Annotated in this window: 19 protein-coding genes and 1 pseudogene; 11 read left to right on the forward strand and 9 right to left on the reverse strand. The window is 51.3% G+C overall.

All coding sequences use genetic code 11. The features are described 5' to 3' along the window. Positions 1-424: 424 nt before the first annotated feature. From PJI16_11065 to PJI16_11100, 8 genes and pseudogenes are all read right to left on the reverse strand, one after another. A complete protein-coding gene (locus tag PJI16_11065; GenBank protein MDT3778096.1) occupies positions 425-589 on the reverse strand; it encodes a hypothetical protein in 165 nt (54 codons plus the stop codon). A gap of 97 nt (positions 590-686) precedes the next feature. Beyond that, a complete protein-coding gene (locus PJI16_11070; protein ID MDT3778097.1) occupies positions 687-1,910 on the reverse strand; it encodes a carbohydrate porin in 1,224 nt (407 codons plus the stop codon). 55 nt (positions 1,911-1,965) lie between these two features. Beyond that, positions 1,966-2,712: pseudogene (locus PJI16_11075) on the reverse strand (hypothetical protein). 13 nt (positions 2,713-2,725) lie between these two features. After that, a complete protein-coding gene (locus PJI16_11080; GenBank protein MDT3778098.1) occupies positions 2,726-4,063 on the reverse strand; it encodes a sugar ABC transporter substrate-binding protein in 1,338 nt (445 codons plus the stop codon). Positions 4,064-4,589: 526 nt separating this feature from the next. Further along, complete coding sequence (locus PJI16_11085; protein MDT3778099.1) at positions 4,590-5,927, reverse strand: M20/M25/M40 family metallo-hydrolase; 1,338 nt, start codon at positions 5,925-5,927, stop codon at positions 4,590-4,592. A 499-nt stretch (positions 5,928-6,426) separates the two neighbouring features. Further along, positions 6,427-7,239 carry an SDR family NAD(P)-dependent oxidoreductase gene (locus PJI16_11090; protein ID MDT3778100.1) on the reverse strand — a complete coding sequence of 271 codons (813 nt, stop codon included), beginning with the start codon at positions 7,237-7,239 and terminating at the stop codon, positions 6,427-6,429. A gap of 13 nt (positions 7,240-7,252) precedes the next feature. Then, positions 7,253-8,227, reverse strand: a complete 975-nt coding sequence (locus tag PJI16_11095) for an LLM class oxidoreductase (GenBank protein MDT3778101.1) — start codon at positions 8,225-8,227, stop codon at positions 7,253-7,255. 52 nt (positions 8,228-8,279) lie between these two features. Further along, complete coding sequence (locus tag PJI16_11100) at positions 8,280-9,266, reverse strand: zinc-dependent alcohol dehydrogenase family protein (GenBank protein MDT3778102.1); 987 nt, start codon at positions 9,264-9,266, stop codon at positions 8,280-8,282. Positions 9,267-9,751: 485 nt separating this feature from the next. On the opposite strand from PJI16_11100, the gene PJI16_11105 reads away from it, so the two are divergent. Then, entirely contained in the window at positions 9,752-11,068 is a 1,317-nt protein-coding gene (locus PJI16_11105) for a hypothetical protein (GenBank protein ID MDT3778103.1), read from the forward strand. Positions 11,069-11,136: 68 nt separating this feature from the next. Then, positions 11,137-12,039, forward strand: a complete 903-nt coding sequence (locus tag PJI16_11110; GenBank protein ID MDT3778104.1) for an NAD(P)-dependent oxidoreductase — start codon at positions 11,137-11,139, stop codon at positions 12,037-12,039. 367 nt (positions 12,040-12,406) lie between these two features. On the opposite strand, the gene PJI16_11115 is transcribed toward PJI16_11110, so the two are convergent. Continuing rightward, complete coding sequence (locus tag PJI16_11115; protein MDT3778105.1) at positions 12,407-12,865, reverse strand: hypothetical protein; 459 nt, start codon at positions 12,863-12,865, stop codon at positions 12,407-12,409. Positions 12,866-13,140: 275 nt separating this feature from the next. Here PJI16_11115 and PJI16_11120 point away from each other — a divergent pair, with 275 nt between their 5' ends. The 9 genes from PJI16_11120 (at position 13,141) to PJI16_11160 (ending at position 22,219) form a co-directional block, all read left to right on the forward strand. After that, positions 13,141-13,743: a Slp family lipoprotein gene (locus PJI16_11120; GenBank protein MDT3778106.1), complete on the forward strand. Its 603-nt coding sequence runs from the start codon at positions 13,141-13,143 to the stop codon at positions 13,741-13,743. A gap of 95 nt (positions 13,744-13,838) precedes the next feature. Next, positions 13,839-14,138, forward strand: a complete 300-nt coding sequence (locus PJI16_11125; protein MDT3778107.1) for a hypothetical protein — start codon at positions 13,839-13,841, stop codon at positions 14,136-14,138. 559 nt (positions 14,139-14,697) lie between these two features. Further along, the gene (locus PJI16_11130; GenBank protein MDT3778108.1) at positions 14,698-15,348 is read left to right on the forward strand and encodes a chlorite dismutase family protein; all 651 of its coding nucleotides are present in this window, start codon (positions 14,698-14,700) and stop codon (positions 15,346-15,348) included. Positions 15,349-15,887: 539 nt separating this feature from the next. Next, positions 15,888-17,048, forward strand: coding sequence for a DUF1207 domain-containing protein (locus tag PJI16_11135; GenBank protein ID MDT3778109.1), 1,161 nt, complete (start codon positions 15,888-15,890; stop codon positions 17,046-17,048). A 166-nt stretch (positions 17,049-17,214) separates the two neighbouring features. Next, entirely contained in the window at positions 17,215-18,243 is a 1,029-nt protein-coding gene (gene pdhA / locus PJI16_11140) for a pyruvate dehydrogenase (acetyl-transferring) E1 component subunit alpha (protein MDT3778110.1), read from the forward strand. A 90-nt stretch (positions 18,244-18,333) separates the two neighbouring features. Continuing rightward, positions 18,334-19,302, forward strand: a complete 969-nt coding sequence (locus PJI16_11145) for a pyruvate dehydrogenase complex E1 component subunit beta (GenBank protein ID MDT3778111.1) — start codon at positions 18,334-18,336, stop codon at positions 19,300-19,302. Between the two features lie 91 nt (positions 19,303-19,393). Continuing rightward, complete coding sequence (locus PJI16_11150; protein ID MDT3778112.1) at positions 19,394-20,698, forward strand: dihydrolipoamide acetyltransferase family protein; 1,305 nt, start codon at positions 19,394-19,396, stop codon at positions 20,696-20,698. A 196-nt stretch (positions 20,699-20,894) separates the two neighbouring features. Continuing rightward, positions 20,895-21,575, forward strand: coding sequence for an ankyrin repeat domain-containing protein (locus PJI16_11155; GenBank protein ID MDT3778113.1), 681 nt, complete (start codon positions 20,895-20,897; stop codon positions 21,573-21,575). Positions 21,576-21,724: 149 nt separating this feature from the next. Next, positions 21,725-22,219 (forward strand): heme-binding protein, encoded by a 495-nt coding sequence (locus PJI16_11160; protein ID MDT3778114.1) that lies wholly within the window; start codon positions 21,725-21,727, stop codon positions 22,217-22,219. Positions 22,220-22,547 lie beyond the last annotated feature (328 nt).

Here is a 22,547-nt window from a genome sequence, read left to right on the forward strand (position 1 = left end):
ATGTTCTCCCAGGATCTTCACGACTAGTGTATCACGAAAAAACCGTTAACTGGTCTGGGTATGTTCGGCCAGGAATAGAGGGATCAACCCCCACAAGTTCTTCATCAGGCCGTGGAATATTTCTTGATCTTCCGAAGAAACTTACAGGATTTCAGGAACAATCGTTCAGGGATCATAAGGAAATGGTGGTTCGAGCCATGCGATGTTGCTCTCAGAACAAGCCTTTCAGCAAGGCTCAAAACAGGCTCTATAAAGTCCCGTGCCTCCCCTTGTTGTCATCCCGAGAGCAACGAGGGATCTGTGCCCAGGTAGACTAGCCGGATGCTTCGTGCACCTGCCCTGAGTCCTTCGGCTTTTACTCAGGATAAACTCCGTCGAAGGGGCTCGGCATGATAATTCGGTTCTCGGAAAGAGAAACCAAGGCCTAGCGGGCTGCGACTTCAACCAGGGTTTCGTAATAAATTCGGATTCCCTTTTCGAATTGGTCGACAGGGATTCGCTCAGCGTCACTGTGGATGGACGTGGCGAGTTCAGTGGTGAGCACGAGGGGCAGAATGCCATAGCACTTGGCCCCGCGCAGACGAAACATCCTCGAATCGGTTCCGAAAGGGACAATCATCGGCACGACGGGGTGTCAAAGTTTAAATTGCTTAATAACTAAAGGGTAACCTTAATGGTCTTAACCCCTAGAAAGAAGCACCGACCCAGGCACCGAGGACGACAGCGTCGTCGATGTTGCCGGTGCCGCCGGGGTTGTGAATGTATTGAACCGAAGGCTGGATGTAGAAGCTAGGAATGATCCGGATGCGGTGCGCGAGTTCGTACACCATTTCATAGGTCTTGTCCTCGCCAAGCGATTCGCCATATTCATCGCTGAACTGGGCATAGGTTGTGTATGCAATGGTGAGGTCATCCGGCCGCGAGGGAATCAGCCCCGTGTAGAGGGCGCCGATATTGGCCTGTAACGGTGTCTTGGCGACGTCATCCTGATCGGAATAGCTCAGCAGGCCAAATAGCTTGAGCCCATCGGCAACCTCGACATCGGCATGGCCGTAAAAGCGTACAAAATGGTTTGTTGTGCCGGTACCGTCGAAGTCTTCAAAGTCGAAGAATGCATTGACGACGCCGACATAGACACGGGCCGGGCGGTCGAAAACATCGGGCGACCAGTCATACTGGGACAGAATGGATACGCCGTCGTCGTCGCGTATGCTGTAGTTGACGCCATGGTCCTTAAAGTTAAACATGTCTTTGCCAATCAGATAGGCACCGAGTTTGAACTGATGCTGCGCTGAAGGCTCGTATTTTATCCGGCCGCCCAAGACGGCAAAAGGAAAGGAGGTTAGGGCATTTTCAAGCAGCAATGCGCGGATGGGACCGTTGATTGCTGTGCTAAGCGAATAAAAATAGAGCGGCGACAATGCAAAGTCCAGATCGGCTGATACCCGACCGAGCTTGATCGCCCAGGCATTGCCGAACGACTTTTCCAGCCAGAACTCGTAGAGATAGTTGGTCTGACCTCCGAAGATGGCCATGGGATTGTAGATTCCGCCTACGGACTCGCCGATGCTGTTACCATGACGATTAACATAGGAGATTTTGAAGGTCATCCCCTCCAGGCCCAGCAGCCTTTCAAGATCCGTGTTTAGCCCGGCGTAGACTTGCCCTACAAAGCCCTTGTCGGATTCAATACCCCCGGAAACATTCGCGGCGAAGATTGAATCATAGTAGATGAAAGGCCGAACGCCTGAATCCACGAGCAAATCGCGGAGTCCCCACCAGTTGCCGGTGAGCTGTTTCCGTTCATACCATGCCTCGTCTGTCAACTGCGCCGTGGCAGTCGTGGCAATGCTCGATGATAACGATAGGGCGATGACGATGAGGGTGCACGCTGAATAGGTTCCACTCATTTCTTTGGCGCCATACGGGCACAAAGGTAAAAAAGTCGGTTGTCATCAGCGCGAAGGTGTTCGCAGCCCATGCGAAGCCGATCACTTCCCACAATCCGATACCGGGTTCTCCGGCAGCATTGGTGCCGGTAAACACGGTTGTTCCCGCCAGATCTACAAAATCAGAGAAACTTGAAAGCGTGGTGTAGCCGGTTAGCGTTTCGTTCAACGAAGGGATGAGCACCATGCCACCCGCCGTGAACATTACCATGAGCCATGGCGCGCAAATAGTGGCAAACTCGCTGAGGGCATTGAAACCATAATAGGCAACCAACACAGCGATCACGCTAGCCGAGGCGGCTATGATGACAAAGTAGACATTGGTGGGATACGGATAGATCTGGGGAGGAATATCAAAGAGCGCCCGAACCGCTGTTGCCGACACGGTAATCATAGCGGCCGAGATGGCCACAAAGATGAGCACGTTCGCCCCGTTGTAAAGCCGGGAGAACCAGTCGCCCATGTGTTGATCGAGATAGCTGTAGAGACTGAGTCGCGTTTTGACCGCGATCGGCGCGGTAATGAGTGCGAAGCTCAGGGTGGCAAGTATGTTGCCGGTCAAGAGCCCGATCAGGATGTCTTCAATCGTGGCGCCCATTGCCACGAATGCGGCGCCAATGACGAACTCGGTTGCGGCAACATGTTCCGCCGCGTAGAGGCCAAGGAAGTGACCGGGGCCATGCAGCCTGTGCTGCGGCACGGGCAGGACTTCGTCGTCCATTTCCGCAATGGACTGTTTTGGTTCGACAGGCCCGTTGGTCATGTTGCCTTCCGAGTTACTCGTGTTCGACTTGGTTCCCCAGTAGGAACCGGGCGCGCTCTATGACCTTGCCGGTCACCCACTGGGCGTTGTCGAGCGCCTCATCGATCGAAATCTCTCCCCCTAACGCCTTCGCGAATCGATTTCCCACCGCTGTGCCGATGCTCTGGAACTCCGGGATCGCGACGTACTGGATGCCTGTATAGGGAACCTGATCCACGGTCGGGTTTTCCGGATCGGCTGCCCGGATCGATGCCAGCGTCATCTCGGCGAAGGGTGCGGCGTCGAGATAGGCTTGGTTTTCGTAAAGCGAGGTGCGGGTGCCAGGGGGTACGTTGGACCAGCCTTCCTTCGAGGCGACAAGTTGGAGGTAACCCTTCGAGGTCGCCCAGGCTATAAATTGTTTCGCGGCATCGGGGTTATTGGAACTCTCGGGAATCGCCAGGGCCCAGGCCCAGAGCCAATTCGCGCTCTTGCCCAACCCGTTGTCCGGTGCGAGGCCGAAGCCGACCCGATCGGCCACCTCGGAGTCCTCGTTGGTGACAAACTGGCCAGCCGCGGTCGTGTCGATCCATAATGCGCATTTGCCCGACTGAAACAGAGTAAGGTTTTCATTATAGCCATTGGCAAAAGCGTTTGGCGGGCCGACTGCCTGCATCAATTCGACGTAGTCGGTGATGGCCGCCTTCCAGGCTTCACCGTCGAACTGGGCTTTCCAATCCATATCAAACCAGCGAGCACCGTAGGAATTGGCCATGGCGGTCAGGAACGCCATGTTCTCTCCCCACCCAGGCTTGCCACGAAGGCAAATGCCACTGACCTCGTTGCTCCTGTCGGCCAGCTTGCGGGCAGCGCCTTCGATGAAATCCCATGTCGGCTTCTCCGGCATCGCGAGCCCGGCTCTCTCAAAGAGATCGGTACGGTACATCGTGAATGAGGATTCGCCATAGAACGGTGCGCCGAACAAAGCGCCGTCGAACGACAGGGCCTTACGGATCGGCGGGAGGATATCGTCGACGTCGTACTCCGCAGGCAAGTCGTCAAGTGGCACGAGCCACCGTCGCTCGGCCCAGATGGGGGCTTCAAAGGTGCCGATGGTCACGATGTCGAACTGCCCACCACCGGTCGCGATATCGGTGGTGACACGCTGGCGAAGGATGTTCTCGTCCAGCGTGATCCAGGTCAGCGCGATATGAGGATGGGAGGCCGTGAAGATTCCGGAAAGCTTCTGCATCCGGATCATGTCGCCATTGTTCACTGTGGCGATGGTTAAGGTCACATCCTGTGCCGAGGCTGAGATTGTCGCAGCGAAAAAGATCACTACGCCCAAGAGAATGCGAACCGACGGTTTCATTCGATCCTCCCGTCACTTTGCTTGTTGGTTTCTCCTTTATTCAGCATAGCATGAAAGCCGGATGACCCTAAACTCCTACACGAGCCTTGATCGAATTCAGTGCTGAGCTTGCTACTGGCAATACTTTTTCCACTTATACATTTTTCTTGAAATTGCAGTTTCTGTTCGGGGCTAGGACGCGGTGCCCTTAAAATGCCACGGTTAACGCGACTGGCGAATGAGTACGGCAGAAATTGCTGTAACGCTGCCATCGTACAAGAAGGTCGAGTTTGAAAGGGCCCCAAGACCATGAAGGGGAGGCAGCCTACTGCGACAAACTTGCCTCCAGCCTCATCTCTTCTGAAAACCAATAACGAACGCTGTACGGAAGATTATTGGATCAGGAAAAGAAGAAATTGAAAGGTAGGGGTGGAGGGGAGAGGGCTGGATTCGGGGCAGAGCAGGTGCTGGAGATTCGATGGATCACAGGTTGAAACGCCCTTTCAGATTATGGCCATAGGGGAAGGGTGCGTAGAGAAACCAACGGCTAGCGGGCCGCGACTTCAACCAGGGTTTCGTAATAAATTCGGATTCCGGTCTCGAATTGGTCGACGGGAATTCGCTCCGCGTCACCATGGATGGAGGTGGCGAGTTCAGTGCTGAGCACGAGGGGCAGAATGCCATAGCACTGAGCCCCTCGCAGACGAAACATCCTCGAATCGGTTCCGTACGGAATAATCATCGGCACAACGGTCGCATCCGGATGGTGCCGTGTGATAGCACCGGACAGCGCTCGAAACATTCCGGTGTCGTGCGGCGTTACGACAGATTGACTCGCGGGGTGAATGACCTCGACTTCGACCTCATCTCCAAGTCTGGACTTCACCTCCGCCAGAAAGACATCGGTATCCATGCCCGGCAGCAAGCGGGTGTCGAGGGTCGCAACGGCCAGGGAGGGAATGACATTCGCCTTGGGCGGATGTCCTACACCTGACTGGAGCGAGGTGAGCGAGACCGTCGTTTGCCGGATGGCGTTCGTGAACTGGTTTGGCTCAAGCTTGCCGAGCTTGGTCACGAGTGCGTCAAGGACAGGATTGGAGACGGTCGGAAATGGCGCATTGAAAAGCCTGGTAAGCGCACGCATCAGTTTATCATTCGGATTGTGATCGTTCGGTTGAGAGCCGTGTCCGGCGATGCCACGGGCCGACACACGGAGCCAGAATGCCCGCTTCTCCGCAACGGAGATACCGAAAACCAACTTCCCGTTCACGAAAATCTCGCGACTGCCAAATCCACCTTCGTCGAGAACAAATTCGGGATCGAGTTCCTCATAGTGGTTGTCGAGCAGGAAGCGGGTCCCCATCGTCCCACCGATTTCTTCATCGTTCACCGCCAGGAAGATGACATCGCGGTCGAGCGGAATCTTCTGCCGCGCAAGCGTCAGAAACGCGTAGAGCTGAAGGACACCCGTGCCTTTCATGTCGATCGCGCCACGGCCCCAGATGTGGCCGTCTTTGAGTTCGCCGCCAAAGGGATTCATGCCATTCCAGCGACTCGCGTCTGCGGGCACAACATCCATATGGTGAAGTAGCAGAATCGGCTTGGCCTTGCCCGTGCCCTTAAGCCGGGCGGAAAGATTAATTTTTCCTGGTGCGGCTTCGTACCGCGTGACCGTGATCCTCTCTTTCTCAAGAAGCTTCTGAAGGAAGTCGGTTGGCTCGGTGACATCACCAGGCGGATTGGTGGTGTTGAACCGAAGATACTGTTGCAAGCTGTCTACCGCCTCGCCGACGGTCCTCTTCCAGTCAACATCCTCCCCCATGGCCGCGGTTGCAGGCGCCAGCAGGAACAACAGGCAGAGAGTTCTCAGGATCAAACTTGTCATTGCGGTTGATTTGTGGGAGTTCACGTTCATGGTCTGAATAGTGGGAAAAGCCCAATAGTGTGTACCATTGGAAGACCAAAGGATACTCTTTTAATTTTTCAGGACACAATCCCGATGTTCGGCCTCACGCTTCGCCCAGAAGCTTCCCCTCGTTATGTGTCGGTGCAAGCCCTGATCTCATCTCTTTTCCCCAAAGGTTAAATGTTTATAAAGGTAAGGTGGCCTTTTTGAACGTCCTGAATCCCTGACGAGAAAGTGAAGGTATGGTTTCAAAGGCCATCTCTGTTGAACATTTTCAATTTTTTCAACAGTCTCTTGGTAATAGTGGGAGCCACCATTGTGTAGGCTTCCCCTGTCTGGGTGATCAGTGCCTTGGGCGCCAAATGCTCCTCTTTTTCCAGGCTCAGTAAATCGCCGACCTGCTTCTGTAAGTCCTCCGACGAAATCACGGAGCCTCCGCGCTCAGCTTGCAAGATGGATTATATGGAGAAAAGATGTTCTAGGATCTTTTTATTTTAATCACCACCCTCTTGATTACCCGCACAATCTCCTCGCACTTTTGGTGGTTGAGTGCGTCGGAATGGGGCGAGGCAAACTGCCCCGTATCGTTGTCGAAATACTGACCGGAGGCCGTCGCGAATTCATCTGCCAAAGCCGCACGACTCAGTATTTCTGAGCCTATACCGATATCACCACCGTCCACACCGAAAGCCTCTTTCACCATTTTGCTGCCGAGCATCGACCCGGGATTAATTGCGATGATCGGTGGTCCCTCATCTTTGAGCGAAAGCCCCATAGTGCGAGACCACATTGTCAACGCAAGTTTACTTTGCGCATAAGCCGCGTCGTCGGACAGCCTGACCTGTCCGGCCAGCGCTCTCGGATCGACTGGAGACTGAGCCGCGGAGGATACATTGACTACTCTTCCGGAGGAATCAAACAGCGGCAAAAGCCGTTGCGTCAGCAGATAAGGCGCAATCGTATTGACCGCGAACCGCACATCGAGCCCGTCCTTCGTGACCGTTTGGGGCGACTGATAGACGCCAGCATTGTTGATCAATGCATCAAGCCTCGTGTGTTTTTCCGCGACGACCTTTGCGAATGCCTCGATATCGGCTATGCGAGACAGATCAGCCACATAGCTTTCAAGGCGCCCATCACCTGGCAGCACAGAAAGGGTTTTTTTCACTTCTTCCAGTTTTGCCGGATTGCGCCCGTGCAGCAAAACATGGTGACCCATAGAGCTCAACAACCTGGCCGTTGCTAACCCGATCCCGTCTGTGGAACCGGTAATGAGAATGATTTTTTGCATGGGAAAGCCTTCCTCACCCGGAGAAGTCCGGCAATATGTCATCAGCTAGACGTTTCAGTGTTGTCTCGAAATCTGTTTGGTTATAACGCAGGTTCAGTGCAATATGGTTGACGCCGATCTCTTCCCGCAATTTCAGATAGTCCCGAAGGTGGTGCGTACCCAATCGGAAGCCTAAATGGATTGGCTGCGGCGGGGTTTCGGGGTCTTCAGCCAGATCGACATAAAAAGGTTGCATGACGGGCTGCGGAGACCTTCCTGCTGCCTCAACCCGCGACTGCCAGTCGCGAATGATTTGCGCCTGTAGAACGGTATGACGCGGATAGATCATCCAGCCATCCCCGTTCTGCGCGATCCATTCGGGGTTTTGTTGACTTCCCCCTGTAACTAACAACGGCAACTTTCCCGACGCCGGTTTGGGAAGCATATCTATGTCGCCGTTCGGGCTGCCAAAAGCGTTATCAAAATCTGGTTGCTCGTCGCTCATGCGTCTGATGTAGTCAAAGCACTCTCGGAAACGTGCCCCTCGATCCGCGAACGGGATGTTGAGCGCCGGGTATTCATCCGGACGGTCGCCGGAAGCCACTCCAAGGATCAATCGTCCGCCCGAAAGGACGTCGGCAGTTGCTGCGGCTTTGGCAACGTGAGCCGGATGTCGTAAAGGCAGAATGATACTCGCCACCCCAAGAGCGATCCGGTCTGTTAGTCCGGCCAGCAGCCCAAGATAAACGAACGGATCGTAGGTCTGTCCCGCGTCGCCAAATGACGGAACATTGAAGGGCACATCTCGTAACCAGACTGCGGAGAACCCGAGTGCTTCGGCGAGCTGAACACGTTCAATGTGGCGGTGCATTTCCGGTACAGGACCCTTGGTGTAGTTCTCAATTGGCACGACCAGACCAAGGCTCAACCGGTTTGCGCGGAACACGGAGTTGTATCCTCGATTGATAGACTGGAATCCGGTTGTGTCGAAGTTCGCCTCCAGTGTCATCTCGCAAAGCCTCCGAATGGTTTCGGCCGTTGTTGATGATGCCTTACAATTCTCAATTTTCAACAACCACTTTACCCATAGCTTGTCCACTCTCTAAGCGAGCATGGGCTTGTCCAACTTCTTCAAGGGAATGACGCTTTTCATCAAGCACAGGTTTGAGGCTGCCAGATTCAACAATCTGAGTTAAGTTACGCAAAATCTCCCCATGTGCTTCTCGTTTAAAATTATGCAGCATGGGAATTAACATAAATACGACATGCAACGACAATCCCTTAAAGTGGGCCACAGTTAAGTCCAGCTCACATAAGGCAACGGTAGAGGCAATATGACCATTGAGTGCAGCTGCCTCAAATGAGTTCGCCATATTTGCACCGCCAACAGAATCGAACACCAAATCAAATCCTGACCCATTGGTATGTTTGGCAACGTACTGCTCAACCGTTTCAGTTTTATAGTTGATGGCAGTTGCCCCCAGTTGTTCGATCAATGCCAATTGTTTTGCACCGCCTCCCGTCGAATACACTTTGGCACCAAAATGTTTTGCCAGCTGCAAAGCCACATGGCCAACGCCACCAGAACCACCATGCACCAGAACTTTTTGGCCCTGCTTGATACCTGCTCGAGTCAAACCTTCGTAGGCAGTAATGGCAACCAATGGCAATGCCGCGGCTTCTCGCATCGACAAATTCTTTGGCTTATGGGCGATTAAGTTGCGATCCGCCACTATGTATTCAGTCAATGTGCCGGGTAAACCTGCTAACCCACCTGCACAACCATATACTTCATCGCCGATTGAATATTCTTTAACACCGTTGCCGACTTCCTCAATCTCGCCGGCAAAGTCGGTTCCTAAAATGGCCGGCGTATCAGGAGATAACGGTAACTCTTTACCCATTTTTCGAATCATGGTATCAACGGCGTTTACGCTTGATGCCGCGATCTTTACGAGAACATGACCGGCTTTTACTTCAGGTTTTTCAACTTCCGTCGCTTCAAATACGGCGTCTTCGCCATAGGCATTCACAAGCATGGCTTTCATGGCGTGTCCCCTTCCTAATGAATGCAGCTGAGTAAGATCGTCTTGGACTTTTCCGAGCTGCTTATTAATGTTATGTCTAACATACGGAAAAGCTAAATGTTCAACAAGTACGCACATAAAATTTGAATGTTGGGTGGTCTCTGTTCTCCTGGAATTTGTTTAAGCTACCCTGGAGTTATTTTTTGCTTTATGGCCCCAATTCGAGCTCAGCCGTCCTGCCCAATCGGCACGCCGTCTGTACAGTAAACGTCTTATTGAGTTCGAGCGGGACCTGATCGCGCAGCACGTAATAGCAAGCCAGTGGGAGTTTATGAGCCACCGCCTTGATGGCCACCACCCCATGCGTCTGAACCTCTCAATTTAAACCAGTATAAAAAGGGAAGATCCGGGAGCGGTCAATTGACTATCCGGAGGTGTTTTCCCAACAATAGGCAGGAAATTTGTGTTGAAATTTCTTTCCATTCTTTCTGATTAAGGAACGCACTATGTTTCAAAAATTTCAAAGGACACGCCAAGCGCCCATCGTCAATCATTCATCCTATCCATTTTTCCAACACCGACATGTTGTGACGCTCAAGGGCTGTTTCTTGACTTTGATCTTGGGAGTCGGCCTGTTGGTTCAATCTGTCTTGTTACCTATGCCGGCCTTTTGTGAATCGGAAGAGATTTATCCAGAGGGGGATAAAGAATATTTTAAAGCCCTCATAGAACTCGAAAAAGACGAGGAGTATAAAAAATTCTTGCTTCAAAGTGTTTCATACGCCGGTGATAAGAAAGTGGATTATATTGACTATAAAGGTGTCAGACCCACTGTCGATGGACAAGGAGCCGACCCTGCTGATACTGAGACAGATGCCGCTCATTTCAGGAAACAAACATACGAAGCCATGCGCGACCTGGATTGGTTTAGGAAAAACAATTATCAAAATTTCATCCGAAACGTTGGGCAGAATATTTATCCCTTGATCATTGCGAGTGACTATGAGCCGGGCAAAGAGGGGGTTGGCAGTACTTATTACCTGTACCGTAGAGGACTTCCTGTCGAAACAGTCACGCCTACGTCAGTCATTTATGAGATGGAGAAAATCCTTGCGCACCTGCCAATGGGAGTCTTTTTTTTAATCTCCCCCTACTTTGATAATGTGGCCAATCGACCAGAGGGATGGGAAGAACCGCTGATTGAATATAAGAAACACGTGGAAAATATTAAAGACGTTCTGGAAAAAAGTGATATGAGTCCAGCCACATCCGTCAGAGCTCTTAAAATGTTAGATATGGTGCATGAATATTTACAGGACTGTATCGCAAATGGTTCCGGTGATGAGAAATCGTATAGTGCGTTTGCTCATAACATCATCCCTTTCGTTGCCGAGGCCATGAAAGCCGCTGTGGAGTTGCAAACACAAGCGGGGTTGAGCGCAATGAGCCAATGGAAAAAAGAGTTAGGTCCGCAAGAGTGGGACAAACTCCATGTGGTGATTCCCGTGGTGTGGCCCGTGGCTCAAGGCAATCCACGACGGCAGTTGTTTGAACATCTCATGACTCCTGAACGGGCAAAAACCAACATCTTTGAAGTTCATGCAAGTTCGCACGATGAGGCCCGGACGACCTTAGGCCGAATAAAAGGTGATTCGGTGATGGCCAGCCTTACCTTTGACAAGAACACTCCCTTTGGCATGGGCAGTTACTTACGGTTATCCTCACCAACAGATCTCGTTCAGGGGGCTACTAAAGAGGAATTAAAGAAGTACCCGAAAACACAAGAAAATATTCTCCCTCTGAAAACACCCCACAGCAATTAAGAGAAGGGGTTTACGTTTAAATGTTTATGCGTTTTGCAAGAGGCTGCTAGGCAAGGATGGAGGAGGACGTGAATACACAAACTGAAAAAATTGGATTTGTGGGGGTGGGGCGGATGGGGGCCAATATGGCTCGCCGGCTTCAGGATGTGGGTTATCCCGTGACCGTGGTTTTCGATGTGGACAGCGAACGGGCCAAGGCTCTGGCCAAAGAATTGGATTGTGAGGCCGTGTCCACACCGGGTGAGGTGGCAGCCTTATCGAATACGATCTTTACCGTGGTGACCGATGATGGCGCGATGCGGGAAATCTTTTCAGAGAGTAATCAGGTAAGTCTCTTGAAGAATGCCGAGGGACGGTTGTTTGTGAATTGTGCGACGCTGTCCCCTCAGGTTCATATTGATATCGAAAAGCAAGTTGAAGCTCGCGGTGGGAAGACTCTGGAAGCATGTATGGCCAGCAGCATTCCTCAAGCGCGCGAGGGCACCTTATACCTCATGTGCGGGGGCAAGCCTGAAGTCTTCGAACGAGCCAAACCGATTTTAACCACCTTAAGCGCTCAACTACGTCTCATTGGCCCCGCCGGTCAAGCCGCTAAGGTCAAGGCCTTGGTGAATATGGTGATGAATATCAATACCGCCGGTTTGGCAGAGGGGTTGGGACTGGGAGATGCTCTTGGGCTGGATCTGACGATGTTACGAGAAGTCTTTGGCCAAACGGGAGCGGCGTCGAGAGTGTTGGAAACCGATGGGGCCGATATGCAAAATCGCGATCACGAATGTTATTTTTCGGTGGAACATGCCGCAAAGGATTCCGGCATTGCCCTGGCCATGGCTCAAACCCAAGGTCTGACTCTGCCTCTGGCCAAAGCGACGTTGGAGCAATATCAGCGATTGGTGAAGTTGGGGAAAGGTGAGTTGGATAAATCCGGTGTTGCCGAACTGACCTTTAAAGACCGCTCATCCCGACAATAGTATCAAACTCGTTTTCTCTTCTTCCTTACGATCAAAGAGGCTATTGTCATCCCGATCTATTCGGGAATGCTCGGGACAAGGTCTCCCGAAGGATCACGCTGAGCGGTAGCATTGTCCATCTGGGCACAGATGCTTCGCCATGGGCTCAGCATGACAAGTTGCTTTGGGACTACCTGAGTGGAACGAAGGATCTGGCGGAGACGTGGAATCGTCAACCTTGGCACAGACCCTTCGTCGTGGTCTCAGAATGAACGGTCGGTTGAAGGGGGGTGGCAAGCACGCATTGCTTACCCGCTTACTCTTCAGGATGAAATCAAAATTTCCTATTTATTTAATCCCACCTCTTCAAGTTTTGCGGGACAACCGTCTATTTGCTCAGGAGGGTTTTGCCATATTCCTGGGCCTGTTGGACCAGTTGCTCAACCGTTTTTATGGCTTTCCCCACATTTCTCCCTACAGTTTTCCCTAACGTTCTCCCGGTTTCCTTGGCTGCGGTGCTAACGGTGTTTTTCGCTTTTTGAGTCTTCTTTTGAGCGGTCTTAGTGGTCGAGGCCACTGTCTTTGCGCCTTTCTTTTTTAATTGGCTCACAGTTTTCTTTGCACTCGAGGAAACGCTGGCAGCTCGCTTGGTCGCTGTTTTCTTGGCTTGGGATATGGTGCTTTTTGCCTCTTTGGTTGCGCTCTTGGCTTTTTTGATCCCGGTTTTGGCCGCGGTCTTGGCTTGCTTGGCCACTGCCGCTGATTTTTTCTTTGCCGCCGCTTTGACTTGAGAGGCTTTCTTGGATGCTTGTCTCGCCGTGCTCTTTACCGCTTTTTTTACAGCCATCGTCTGCTCCTTTGGTGTATGTAGAGGTCATTGGATAGTTATACGTGAAATGTAACCTGGAACAAGGGAAATCACAAGTTAAAGAACCAACCGATCATAGGTGTATGCGATTCGTGAATGGACCACATGTGTCCTGTGATTTCTCGGGGGCCTCTGAAGAAACTAAATGATACGGAATCTCCTCAATCGGGCTGAAAAGCTTTTCATGCCGTTTTTTCCTCTTCAAAGGCCCGGGATAGGGGGTATAATGCGACCAGGGGGTGAGAGTGGAATCTATGAAGATTGGAGTATGGATCATTCATCTGGCGGTTCTGTCGGTTGGCCTGAGTGGGTGCGCGACATTTTCCTCATCCCCTTTTTCCACAAACCAGGAAGCGCAGGTGACGACCGGCATATCGTTTTCCCAGGTGGTCCAAGATTCCTCCGCCCATACAGGCCAGATTGTGAAGGTGGGCGGGGTGGTGTTATCCGCGAAACGTTTCATGGACCGGACCGAAGTGACGGTGCTTCAAATCCCTTTAGACAACGATTCTGTTCCAGAATGGGACCGGACCGAATCCAAAGGCCGTTTCATTGCCACTCAGAAGACTTTTCTTGATCCGGCCACACTTCCCCAAGGCACTCGCTTAACAATGATAGGAGAAGTCACCGGGCAGGCCTCCAGGAAAGTGGATGAAGAAGAAAAAGTCTATCCTGTTCTTGCCATTCAGGCGTTGAAAGTGTGGCCACTGATTCCCCGAAACGGGTATGGGTATCGTCCCAATTGGGGGCCTTATCCATATTGGGGCGGTTATTGGGGTTCGTATTGGCCTTATCCGCCTTATGCTTTTGGGTATGTTGGTCGAGGGTATGGTGGCGGGAAACGGTTTCGTCGATAGACAAGGTCCATATCCCAGCTAATTGACTTCAGTTTGAGGAAAGGTGCAGAGTAATTTTTCCCTCTCATTCACGTTCTTCCTTAAGGAGGTTTTTTATGAAGCAGGTACTATCTGCAGTCCTTTCCGTATTGTTTGTGGTGGGTTTAGCCGGAGTGTCCTCCGCAGGAATGACGGATACCTTAAAGGGTGCAGCCGAAAAGCCACCGGAGACTTCAGCTGATGCTCATGCGGGCATGGATATGACGGAACATGCAAAAGAGCATGCGATTGAAGCCCAGGATGCCACGAAAAAAGAAGCCGGTGGCATGATGGATCAATTCAAGGACGGGGCCAAGGGAAAAGTAAATGAAACGCAGGAAACGGCTAACGAAAAGATTGACAGTATTGGTAAATAAGACGCCTTCCTAAGTTGGTCTTGGGAATATCCCAAGAATTGAACTTCAGCGTCCCTTGAGTCTTGGGCGGTCTGCCGAAAGTGTCTGTCTTTCGGCAGGCCGTTTTTTTTGTCGTGTAATGAATGGAAGAAATGAGAGACAACCATCTATCTTCCTACGTTTGTTTGAGGTTTTCCCCAACGTGCTCTTTAACGGGGAACGGAGTCATTCGGTCACACAGGGAAGATTCGTGAAAGTCCCGACTGGTCTGAAAGTCGCGTTATTGATAGACCATTGGCCGCTTCACCGTCACGGAGCAGACCCTCCGCAGACCCTTCCGTACGAGCATTTTTTATAGTATTCCTTACCTTTACCTGCTGTGGCCTTTCTCCACATCTCAAACTTTCTTAAAAGATTATTTTTTCCCACGTGCCGGCTCTAACGTCGACCGCCATGCGTGGTGATTCCCGTTCAACAATTCCGAAGGAGGATTCCAGAGAGATCTATCCGGTCATCCGTAACCCGAACCTTTGCCATTCCCATGTTTAAAAGTAAAATTCAGGTAAGAAGGAGTGAAAATATGCCCGTATTACTATCCTTGGTGTTCATTACGGTCGTGCATTTTGGTTTGTCGGGTTTTAGCTGGGCTGCCGATGCCCCTGTTTTTGGGACCTTTGCCCTTTATGAGGTTGATAAAGATTGGAAGGATTTGCCGATGGAGGAAAGACAGAAAGGCGGGGAGGAGGCCAACCAGCAATTACTGACTCAACTTCGGAGTACCGGCCTTGGCCGGCATTTGGATTTGGAGTACACGATCAGTGGGGTGACCAAGGAGCTGAATTATGCTCCGGATTTTCCTGATTTGCTTCAACAACTCAAAGGGGCGAAATACGAGGGTGATCCGTCTACCTATGCGATTATGATCCCCATTCGCAAAAATGCCGAATGGTGGAACCTGTCCAAAGAGGATCGTGTGGCGCTGATGAAAGAACACACCATTCCCACCGTTGCTTATTTAAAATCGGTGAAGCGGAAATTGTATCATTCCACCGGGATCTCGGATGTGGATTTTCTCACCATATTTGAAACCAATAATCTGGTGGATTTCAATGATCTGGTTATTGCATTGCGGATGGTTCGTGAAGATATCTTCAATGTTCAACTCGGAGAGCCGACGATCATCGGCACATTGAAAAGCTGGAATGATATTGTCGACCTTCTTGTGAAATAGCCGGATGACGGCCTGGTGATGGGCCCGTCATCCTTGGGGCAACCAACCTTGGCATCAGAGGTGAAAGGATTTGTACATGCCAAAATGGGTAAAATGGAAAAGCAATCCATGAAAGAGGAGCCGATGAAAAAAGAACCGATGAAAAAGTAACCCTCATTCCTTTTATGCATCTCTTAGAAGGCCGGCTGTGGACTGACTCTGCAGCCGGCCTTCTTATTGGAAACAAATAGGACCAAAGACGTCTTTGTTGAATAAATAATTAGTCCCTTGCACGTGAGATCTGGTGTTTTACTTATTTGACAATGTCCAAATTACGCCCCTCGCCATGACCTTTTGTCTGTCCAACCAAACACAATCATCCTGTTATTTTATGTTCAGGGCTTCTTCAGTTTAGACCAGCCGATAAGCCCCAACCTGACCGCTCAAAAAGGGTGGTTGCCGTGTCAGCTATGAGAACTTTCGGGTATTTCTCCGATCGTGGGTTTTGTTTTAGCCAGGTTCTTCACACCACCATGTTTCGCCAAGGAGAGCAGATTCTAATGATTCAAACGCTTGCTTCTCTCGGGCTGGATTCTACAGTGTCTATAAGTATCCATAGAGTATTACGGAAGAGGACAACAGTGATCGTGGTCCTACTCTGTCTTCTCTTGGGCTGGATGCCTCCCGCTATCGCGGTGGAAGATTCTTACATCGCAGGCTATGCTGCCGCAGTTCTTCAACATGAGTTCAATGCCACCAATGCCTCCCTGAACGTGAAAGATGGTGTCGTGACCGTCTATGCCGTTTCGCTCGGCACCCTTGACCGAACGAAGGTACAGACCGCTTTAGAAGCCATTCCAGGTGTGACACGTGTGGAAATCATAGAGGGCATTGGCAACTCCGAGATTCCCGTCACTCCTGCGCCGGATGTCATTTCCCAAAAAATTCCCGAGCCCGAATCCAAATTTCTTCCCGATGGCCTTCTTTTCGATCCGCTTCATGCCGACCCGCGTTGGCCGCATTTCTCCGTGGCCTACCGTGATATTTCAAAAGGTTCGGAACCAAAAACAACCGGCTCGGCAAATTTTGGAGAAACGTTCGCGATTTATCGCGATGCTGCGCCATTCAATGGCCAATGGGAAATCGCCTTCCAGGGCGGAGTCTTTAGCGTATTCGATTTGGACGCGTCGTCCAAGGACCTTGTAAACGCGGATTATACGGCCGGCCTTCTTGCCAGCTATCGGACCGGTTCGCTTTCCGGCTTCATTCGCGTCCATCATCAAAGTTCACATCTTGGTGATGAATTCATTCTCAATAACCAGCCGAACAGAATCAATTTGTCCTATGAAGAATTCGATCTGAAGTTGTCCTATGAACTATTCAACTGGTTTCGTGTGTATGGCGGCGGCGGGATTCTGGTAAATCGGGATCCCAGCACGCTCGGGCGCGGCACCAGCCAATTCGGGGCTGAACTGACAAGCCCTTGGACGTTGCTGAGCGGGAAGATTCGCCCGGTGGCGTATGCAGATTTCCAGGTCAACGAGAGAAGCAATTGGACGGTCAACCGTTCACTCATGGCTGGGCTTCAATTCGAAAATGCCCGCATCGGCGACCGCAAGCTGCAATTATTAATGGAGTATTACAAGGGGGCTTCACCCAACGGTCAATTCTATTCTCAGCAAACCGAGTGGATCGGAATTGGTCTTCATCTGTATTATTGACACCAAGCCTGGCCTACCTTGAAAGCCATCCGGGCGCACATGCTTTTGGTCTGCGGATGGTAAACATGAAATTGCGACAAAGACCTTAAGAATTGTATCGGCATGCGATCTCTTGCTACAGTTCTTCTAAGTTCCTTTAACGTTCCAGAGACAGAACTTAAGGGGAATGTCGATACGCAATGTTGATCAATCCGGGCTTCTCATGGTGAATAGTAAATTGGATCCTAACTCGAACAAGAACGATCTTTTGGCGTTGTATCGCTATATGCTTCTCATTCGACGCTTTGAGGAGAAGTCCGCCGAGATGTACGCCTTAGCGAAAATCGCCGGCTTCCTTCATTTATACATCGGCCAGGAAGCGGTCGCCGTGGGATGTATCCATGCCATTCGCCCGGATGACTATGTCATTGCCTCCTATCGGGACCACGGACATTGTCTGGCCAAGGGCTCGGATCCTAAAAAGGTGATGGCTGAATTGTTTGGAAAAGCCACAGGCCTGTGCAAGGGCAAAGGTGGTTCCATGCATCTCATCGACGTCGAACGCCATTTCATGGGCGGGTATGCCATTGTCGGTGGGCATTTGCCGCTTGCTGTCGGGCTGGCGTTTGCTTCACGTTATCGCAAGGAAGACCGGGTGGTTCTCTGCTTTTTTGGTGATGGGGCGGTTCCCAGTGGGCATACTCATGAGGCCTTTAATCTGGCTGCGTTATGGAAATTGCCGGTTATCTTTATTTGCGAAAACAACCGGTACGGAATGGGCACGCCCGTTGAACGCGAAATGCTGCTGTATAAAGATATTGCCGAACGAGCCAGAGCCCATGGCATTGAATCGGAACAAGTGGATGGGATGGACGTGTTGGCGGTGAAGGAGTTGACTGCGCGTGTGGTGAAGAAGATGCGAAAGGACCCTCAGCCTTTCTTTATTGAGGCGTCGACTTACCGGTTCATGGGCCATTCCATGTCCGATCCTGCCCATGGCCATTATCGAACCAAGGAGGAGGTTGGAGAAGCACGGAAGCAAGATCCGTTGATTTTCCTCAAAACCCGGATCCTTCAGGATGGCCTGGCCAATGAGGCCGATTTTAAGCAAATGGATAAAGAGGTGATTCAGACGGTGACCGAATCTGTGAAGTTTGCCGATGAAAGCCCCTTTCCTGATCCCGGCGCACTTCATGAGGATGTGTTGGTCGAGTGAGGAGCACGGACTTAAAAAGAATTCGGAAAGGTATTAAGTTACCTTCATTATGACACTCGATTATCAACAATTCTTGAATGACGGCCAACCATGTTGATCTCCTATAGGGAAGCACTGAATCAGGCGATGCGTGAGGAAATGCAACGGGATTCTCGTGTTTTTTTAATCGGAGAAGAAGTCGGGTATTACCAAGGGGCCTTTAAGGTCAGCAAAGGCTTTGTGGAGGAATTCGGCGTTGAGCGGGTGTTGGATACCCCGATTACCGAAGCGGGCTTTACGGGTTTGGCTGTTGGCGCGGCGATGGCTGGATTGCGTCCCATTGTCGAATTGATGACCTTTAATTTCGGCATTCTTGCCCTTGACCAAATCGTGAATAACGCGGCGAAAGTTCGCTATATGTCCGGCGGCCAGTTGTCGGCTCCCATGGTGATCCGAGGGCCGGGGAGTGCAGCTCATCAGTTGGCTGCCCAGCATTCGCAAAGCCTTGAAGCCTGGTTTTGCCATGTCCCTGGCCTGAAAGTGATTGCCCCGGCGACGCCTTCTGATGCGAAAGGTTTATTGAAAAGCGCCATTCGTGATGAGAACCCGGTCATTTTTATCGAAGCGCAACTTCTGTATGGCACCAAAGGCGAAGTGCCCGACCATGACTACTCTCTGCCGATTGGAAAGGCCGCTGTGACCCGAACAGGAAGCGATGTGACCATTGTCGCCTATTCCAAGATGGCGCTACTGGCGCTTGAGGCTGCTGAAGCCCTATCAAAGGAAGGCATCAATGCCGAAGTCATCGACCTGAGGACATTGAAACCCCTGGATACCGATACCCTCCTGGAATCTGTTAAGAAAACAGGACGTGTTGTCATTGTGGAAGAGGGGTGGGAGTTTTGTGGGTTAGGCGCTCAGATTGCTGAGACCATCTATTCAAAAGGATTTGATTTATTGGATGGGCCTATCGTCAGGGTCGCCGGTGAGGAAGTTCCTATGCCGTATACCCGGCCGCTAGAAGACCTGGCCATTCCAGATGCAGCTCGGGTCATCTCGGCGGTGAAAAAAAATCTCTAACCGGCAACGCATTTTTGAAATGGTTGTTCCTCAGAACGTCATCACAACAGATTCTTTCGAAGAATTCCCCTGCCATAAATAGGAGAGGCCTATGATTACGCGCGTTGTCATGCCCAAACTCACGGATACCATGGAAGAAGGGGTCGTGGTGGCTTGGAAAAAACATGAGGGTGACGCTGTCGACTCAGGGGATATTCTGGCGGAAATTGAAACGGACAAAGCGGTCCTTGATCTGGAATCCTTTGGGTCCGGTGTGCTGAGGAAAGTTCTGGTTCCCGAGGGGGAAACCGTGAAAGCCGGGAAGCTCATTGCCGTGATTGGAGAACAGGACGATGACATAGAGGCTACACTGGCTGAGACCTCTGAGGACAAAACTGCAGCACCTGAACCTCAAAAAGATTCTGCGGCTCCTTCTCCAAAGCAAAAGCCCTCTCAACCTTCGCCGGCACCATCCACCCCGACCAAGGGTGAAAAGTCCGGCAGTGCGAAGACAGAAACCCAGGCAACGAAGGCAGAGAGGAGTCCGGAATCAAAGATCAAAGTGTCGCCTCGAGCCAAGGTTTTGGCGAAAGAAAAGGGGATTGATTTGTCAACAATCAAAGGCAGCGGTCCGGAAGGCCGGATCGTTGAGGCCGATATTCAAGGACAGGTTAAAACACCAAAAGTCCTTGAGGGAGAAGCCCAAGACATTCCCCTGAGCCAAATGCGCAAGGCGATCGCTCGGGTGACCACGTCAAGTAAGGCCCCTGTCCCACATTTTTATCTCACAACAGAAGTGGCAATGGATCAGGCCGAGCGTCTCCGGAAGCAAATGGAGGAATTGGGCAATGGCCCATTGAGTTTAACGGTCTTGTTCGTTCGAGCGGCCGCGCTCGCGTTAGCTCGTCATCCCGAGATGAATGTTTCATTCATGGGGGAAGCCTTGCGTCGACATGCCACGATCGATATCGGAATTGCGGTGGCTCTGGAGGAGGGACTCATTACCCCTGTGATACGGGATTGTGCCGGAAAAAATATTCTCCAAGTCGCCGAAGAGATTCGTGATCTGTTTGTCCGGGCCAAAAGCCAACAACTCACTCCCGAAGAATATGCCGGGGCTACATTCTCCATTTCTAATCTTGGCATGTATGAGGTGGACAATTTTATCGCCGTCCTGATGCCGCCCCAAGCCGCTTCTCTGGCCATAGGCGCGGTGAATATTGTTCCCGTGGCACGAGGGCGAGCCATCAAACTGTCGCGTCGGATGAAAGTCACGCTATCCTGTGATCATCGGGCACTGGATGGTGCGCAAGGGGCACGGTTTCTCCAGTCATTTAAACGAGCCCTGGAAAAACCATTGGAGCTGTTTCTTCCGTTGAAAACCCGATCCAAAAGGGACCATGAAATCGATCAATAACCGGTTGTGCGGTGATGGCGGGTATTTCAATCTTGGGGCCGGTGTGTTGAGGCGGTAATAAGCCGGAGTTTTATGGTTCAGATAATACGGCTGTCTTGTTCCTCATTTTCTTTGCCGGATTGAGAGATGGTCTTATCTGGTCCCTCCCTGTCCTGAGTCCAAGCCGAAATTAATTACAAAGGGGATGTACGAAGATATGAAAGGATTGGGAATCCTTGTGGTGGTGTCGCTTCTTCTGATATTTGCCGGACCGGGATTTACCAAAGAGATGGTCCCGAAGACAGGGCTGAATGAAGCCTTATTCGAGGCTGTGGGACGTAATGATGTGGCTATGGTCCGGCAACTGTTGAACCAAGGTGCCAGCATCCATGCTCAAGACGGAAAGGGACAAACGGCGTTACTCGTGGCTGTTGATCGCAACCATCTTGAAAGTGCCAAGGTGTTGATTGAGGCCGGCGCGGATGTGAATGCGCAGGATCGTCAACTGGACAGTCCATTGCTCTTAGCCGGAGCGAGAGGGTACCTCGAGATTTTACAGTTGATATTAGAGGCCAAACCCGATTTTGGAATTTATAACCGGTTCGGGGGAACGGCCTTGATTCCGGCATGTGAGCGTGGGCATGTGGAAACGGTGAGGCGTTTATTAGAGACCGAGGTGGATATCAATCATGTGAATCAATTGGGGTGGACCGCCCTATTGGAAGCCATTATCCTGAGCGACGGGGGGCCCAGACATCAGGAGATTGTACAAATGCTTATGAGGGCGGGTGCCGATGTGAACCTGCCGGATGGGGATGGCATCAGCCCGTTGCAACATGCCAGGAACAAAGGTTTCACACGAATTGTTAATATCCTGGAATCGGCGGGAGCCCGGTAGTGGTGTGAGATATATTGACAACGTTGCAACCTGAACAAGACAATCTTCAGGTCAGCACATGGATGATCTCATGTTTATCAAAGGAGCGTTTCATGATCGGCAAAAAAAATCTGCAATGTACATCGGAAAAAGGTTGGTATCTCTCTGGAATGGTTACCCTCAGTCTAAGCGCATTATTCATAGCGGGCGTGTCGGCGGCCGAGCTGCCGCGTGAGGCGGTCCTGCCACTCTCACTGGCCACGAAGGCTGCAAGTGCGGCGGTGGAGCAATGCACAAAAGATGGATATCGGGTGAGTGCGGCGGTTGTCGATCGGGCCGGGGTGGTGAGGGCGATATTGAGGGAAGATGGTGCCGGTCCGCATACCGTGGATAGCAGTCGCAAGAAGGCCTATACCTCGGCCAGTCTGAAAAGGCCTACGGCTGAATTGGGCGAGTTGATTGCCAAGATGCCGGCGGTTCAAGCATTACGGGATATGAACGAGAATATGCTTCTTCTTGGTGGCGGGCTTCCTATTGAAATTGGGGGAGAGGTTGTCGGTGGTATCGGGGTGGGTGGAGCGCCGGGTGGTCATCTGGATGCCGCATGTGCGCAGGCCGGGTTGGAGACTATCGGCGCCGGGTCCAAGGAACAAAAAGATAAATAAGAGAGGGTTTCGTCTACTCATCTGAACGCAGATTCTCCGTCCCGGAGAATCTGCGTTTAGTCTATAATCCAAGCTGCCTTGTGTCCTTTCTTTCCTGCCTTTTTGGTGCCGGGCCTATTTCGTTTCATCCCTCAAGTTCTCTCAAACTGCCGGAATGTCGTCATTGTGTCGATATTTCGGCAATAATTTTCTCTTCCTTTCACGAGCGTGGATTGCTCAAAGAGCAATTTGGCTTGCCAGAGCATCATTTGTGTTTGAAGGGCCTCTAGAAAGAAACTGGAACGATCATTGCGTTAATCAAAGTTGACTAGGAAAACAGGCAAGGAGT

The organism is Nitrospira sp. MA-1 (assembly GCA_032139905.1).
In the GTDB taxonomy this organism is placed as follows: domain Bacteria; phylum Nitrospirota; class Nitrospiria; order Nitrospirales; family UBA8639; genus Nitrospira_E.

What these genes read in the sequence shown, in the direction of transcription:
- PJI16_11085 (MDT3778099.1), bottom strand. Translation starts at nt 5,927, where the DNA reads ATGACAAGTTTGATCCTGAGAACTCTCTGCCTGTTGTTCCTGCTGGCG.
- PJI16_11100 (MDT3778102.1), bottom strand. Translation starts at nt 9,266, where the DNA reads ATGAAAGCCATGCTTGTGAATGCCTATGGCGAAGACGCCGTATTTGAA.
- PJI16_11095 (MDT3778101.1), bottom strand. Translation starts at nt 8,227, where the DNA reads ATGACACTGGAGGCGAACTTCGACACAACCGGATTCCAGTCTATCAAT.
- PJI16_11155 (MDT3778113.1), top strand. Translation starts at nt 20,895, where the DNA reads ATGAAAGGATTGGGAATCCTTGTGGTGGTGTCGCTTCTTCTGATATTT.
- PJI16_11120 (MDT3778106.1), top strand. Translation starts at nt 13,141, where the DNA reads ATGAAGATTGGAGTATGGATCATTCATCTGGCGGTTCTGTCGGTTGGC.
- pdhA (MDT3778110.1), top strand. Translation starts at nt 17,215, where the DNA reads ATGTCGATACGCAATGTTGATCAATCCGGGCTTCTCATGGTGAATAGT.
- PJI16_11080 (MDT3778098.1), bottom strand. Translation starts at nt 4,063, where the DNA reads ATGAAACCGTCGGTTCGCATTCTCTTGGGCGTAGTGATCTTTTTCGCT.
- PJI16_11105 (MDT3778103.1), top strand. Translation starts at nt 9,752, where the DNA reads ATGTTTCAAAAATTTCAAAGGACACGCCAAGCGCCCATCGTCAATCAT.
- PJI16_11065 (MDT3778096.1), bottom strand. Translation starts at nt 589, where the DNA reads ATGTTTCGTCTGCGCGGGGCCAAGTGCTATGGCATTCTGCCCCTCGTG.
- PJI16_11070 (MDT3778097.1), bottom strand. Translation starts at nt 1,910, where the DNA reads ATGAGTGGAACCTATTCAGCGTGCACCCTCATCGTCATCGCCCTATCG.
- PJI16_11145 (MDT3778111.1), top strand. Translation starts at nt 18,334, where the DNA reads ATGTTGATCTCCTATAGGGAAGCACTGAATCAGGCGATGCGTGAGGAA.
- PJI16_11135 (MDT3778109.1), top strand. Translation starts at nt 15,888, where the DNA reads ATGATTCAAACGCTTGCTTCTCTCGGGCTGGATTCTACAGTGTCTATA.
- PJI16_11130 (MDT3778108.1), top strand. Translation starts at nt 14,698, where the DNA reads ATGCCCGTATTACTATCCTTGGTGTTCATTACGGTCGTGCATTTTGGT.
- PJI16_11125 (MDT3778107.1), top strand. Translation starts at nt 13,839, where the DNA reads ATGAAGCAGGTACTATCTGCAGTCCTTTCCGTATTGTTTGTGGTGGGT.
- PJI16_11090 (MDT3778100.1), bottom strand. Translation starts at nt 7,239, where the DNA reads ATGCAAAAAATCATTCTCATTACCGGTTCCACAGACGGGATCGGGTTA.
- PJI16_11115 (MDT3778105.1), bottom strand. Translation starts at nt 12,865, where the DNA reads ATGGCTGTAAAAAAAGCGGTAAAGAGCACGGCGAGACAAGCATCCAAG.
- PJI16_11160 (MDT3778114.1), top strand. Translation starts at nt 21,725, where the DNA reads ATGGTTACCCTCAGTCTAAGCGCATTATTCATAGCGGGCGTGTCGGCG.
- PJI16_11150 (MDT3778112.1), top strand. Translation starts at nt 19,394, where the DNA reads ATGATTACGCGCGTTGTCATGCCCAAACTCACGGATACCATGGAAGAA.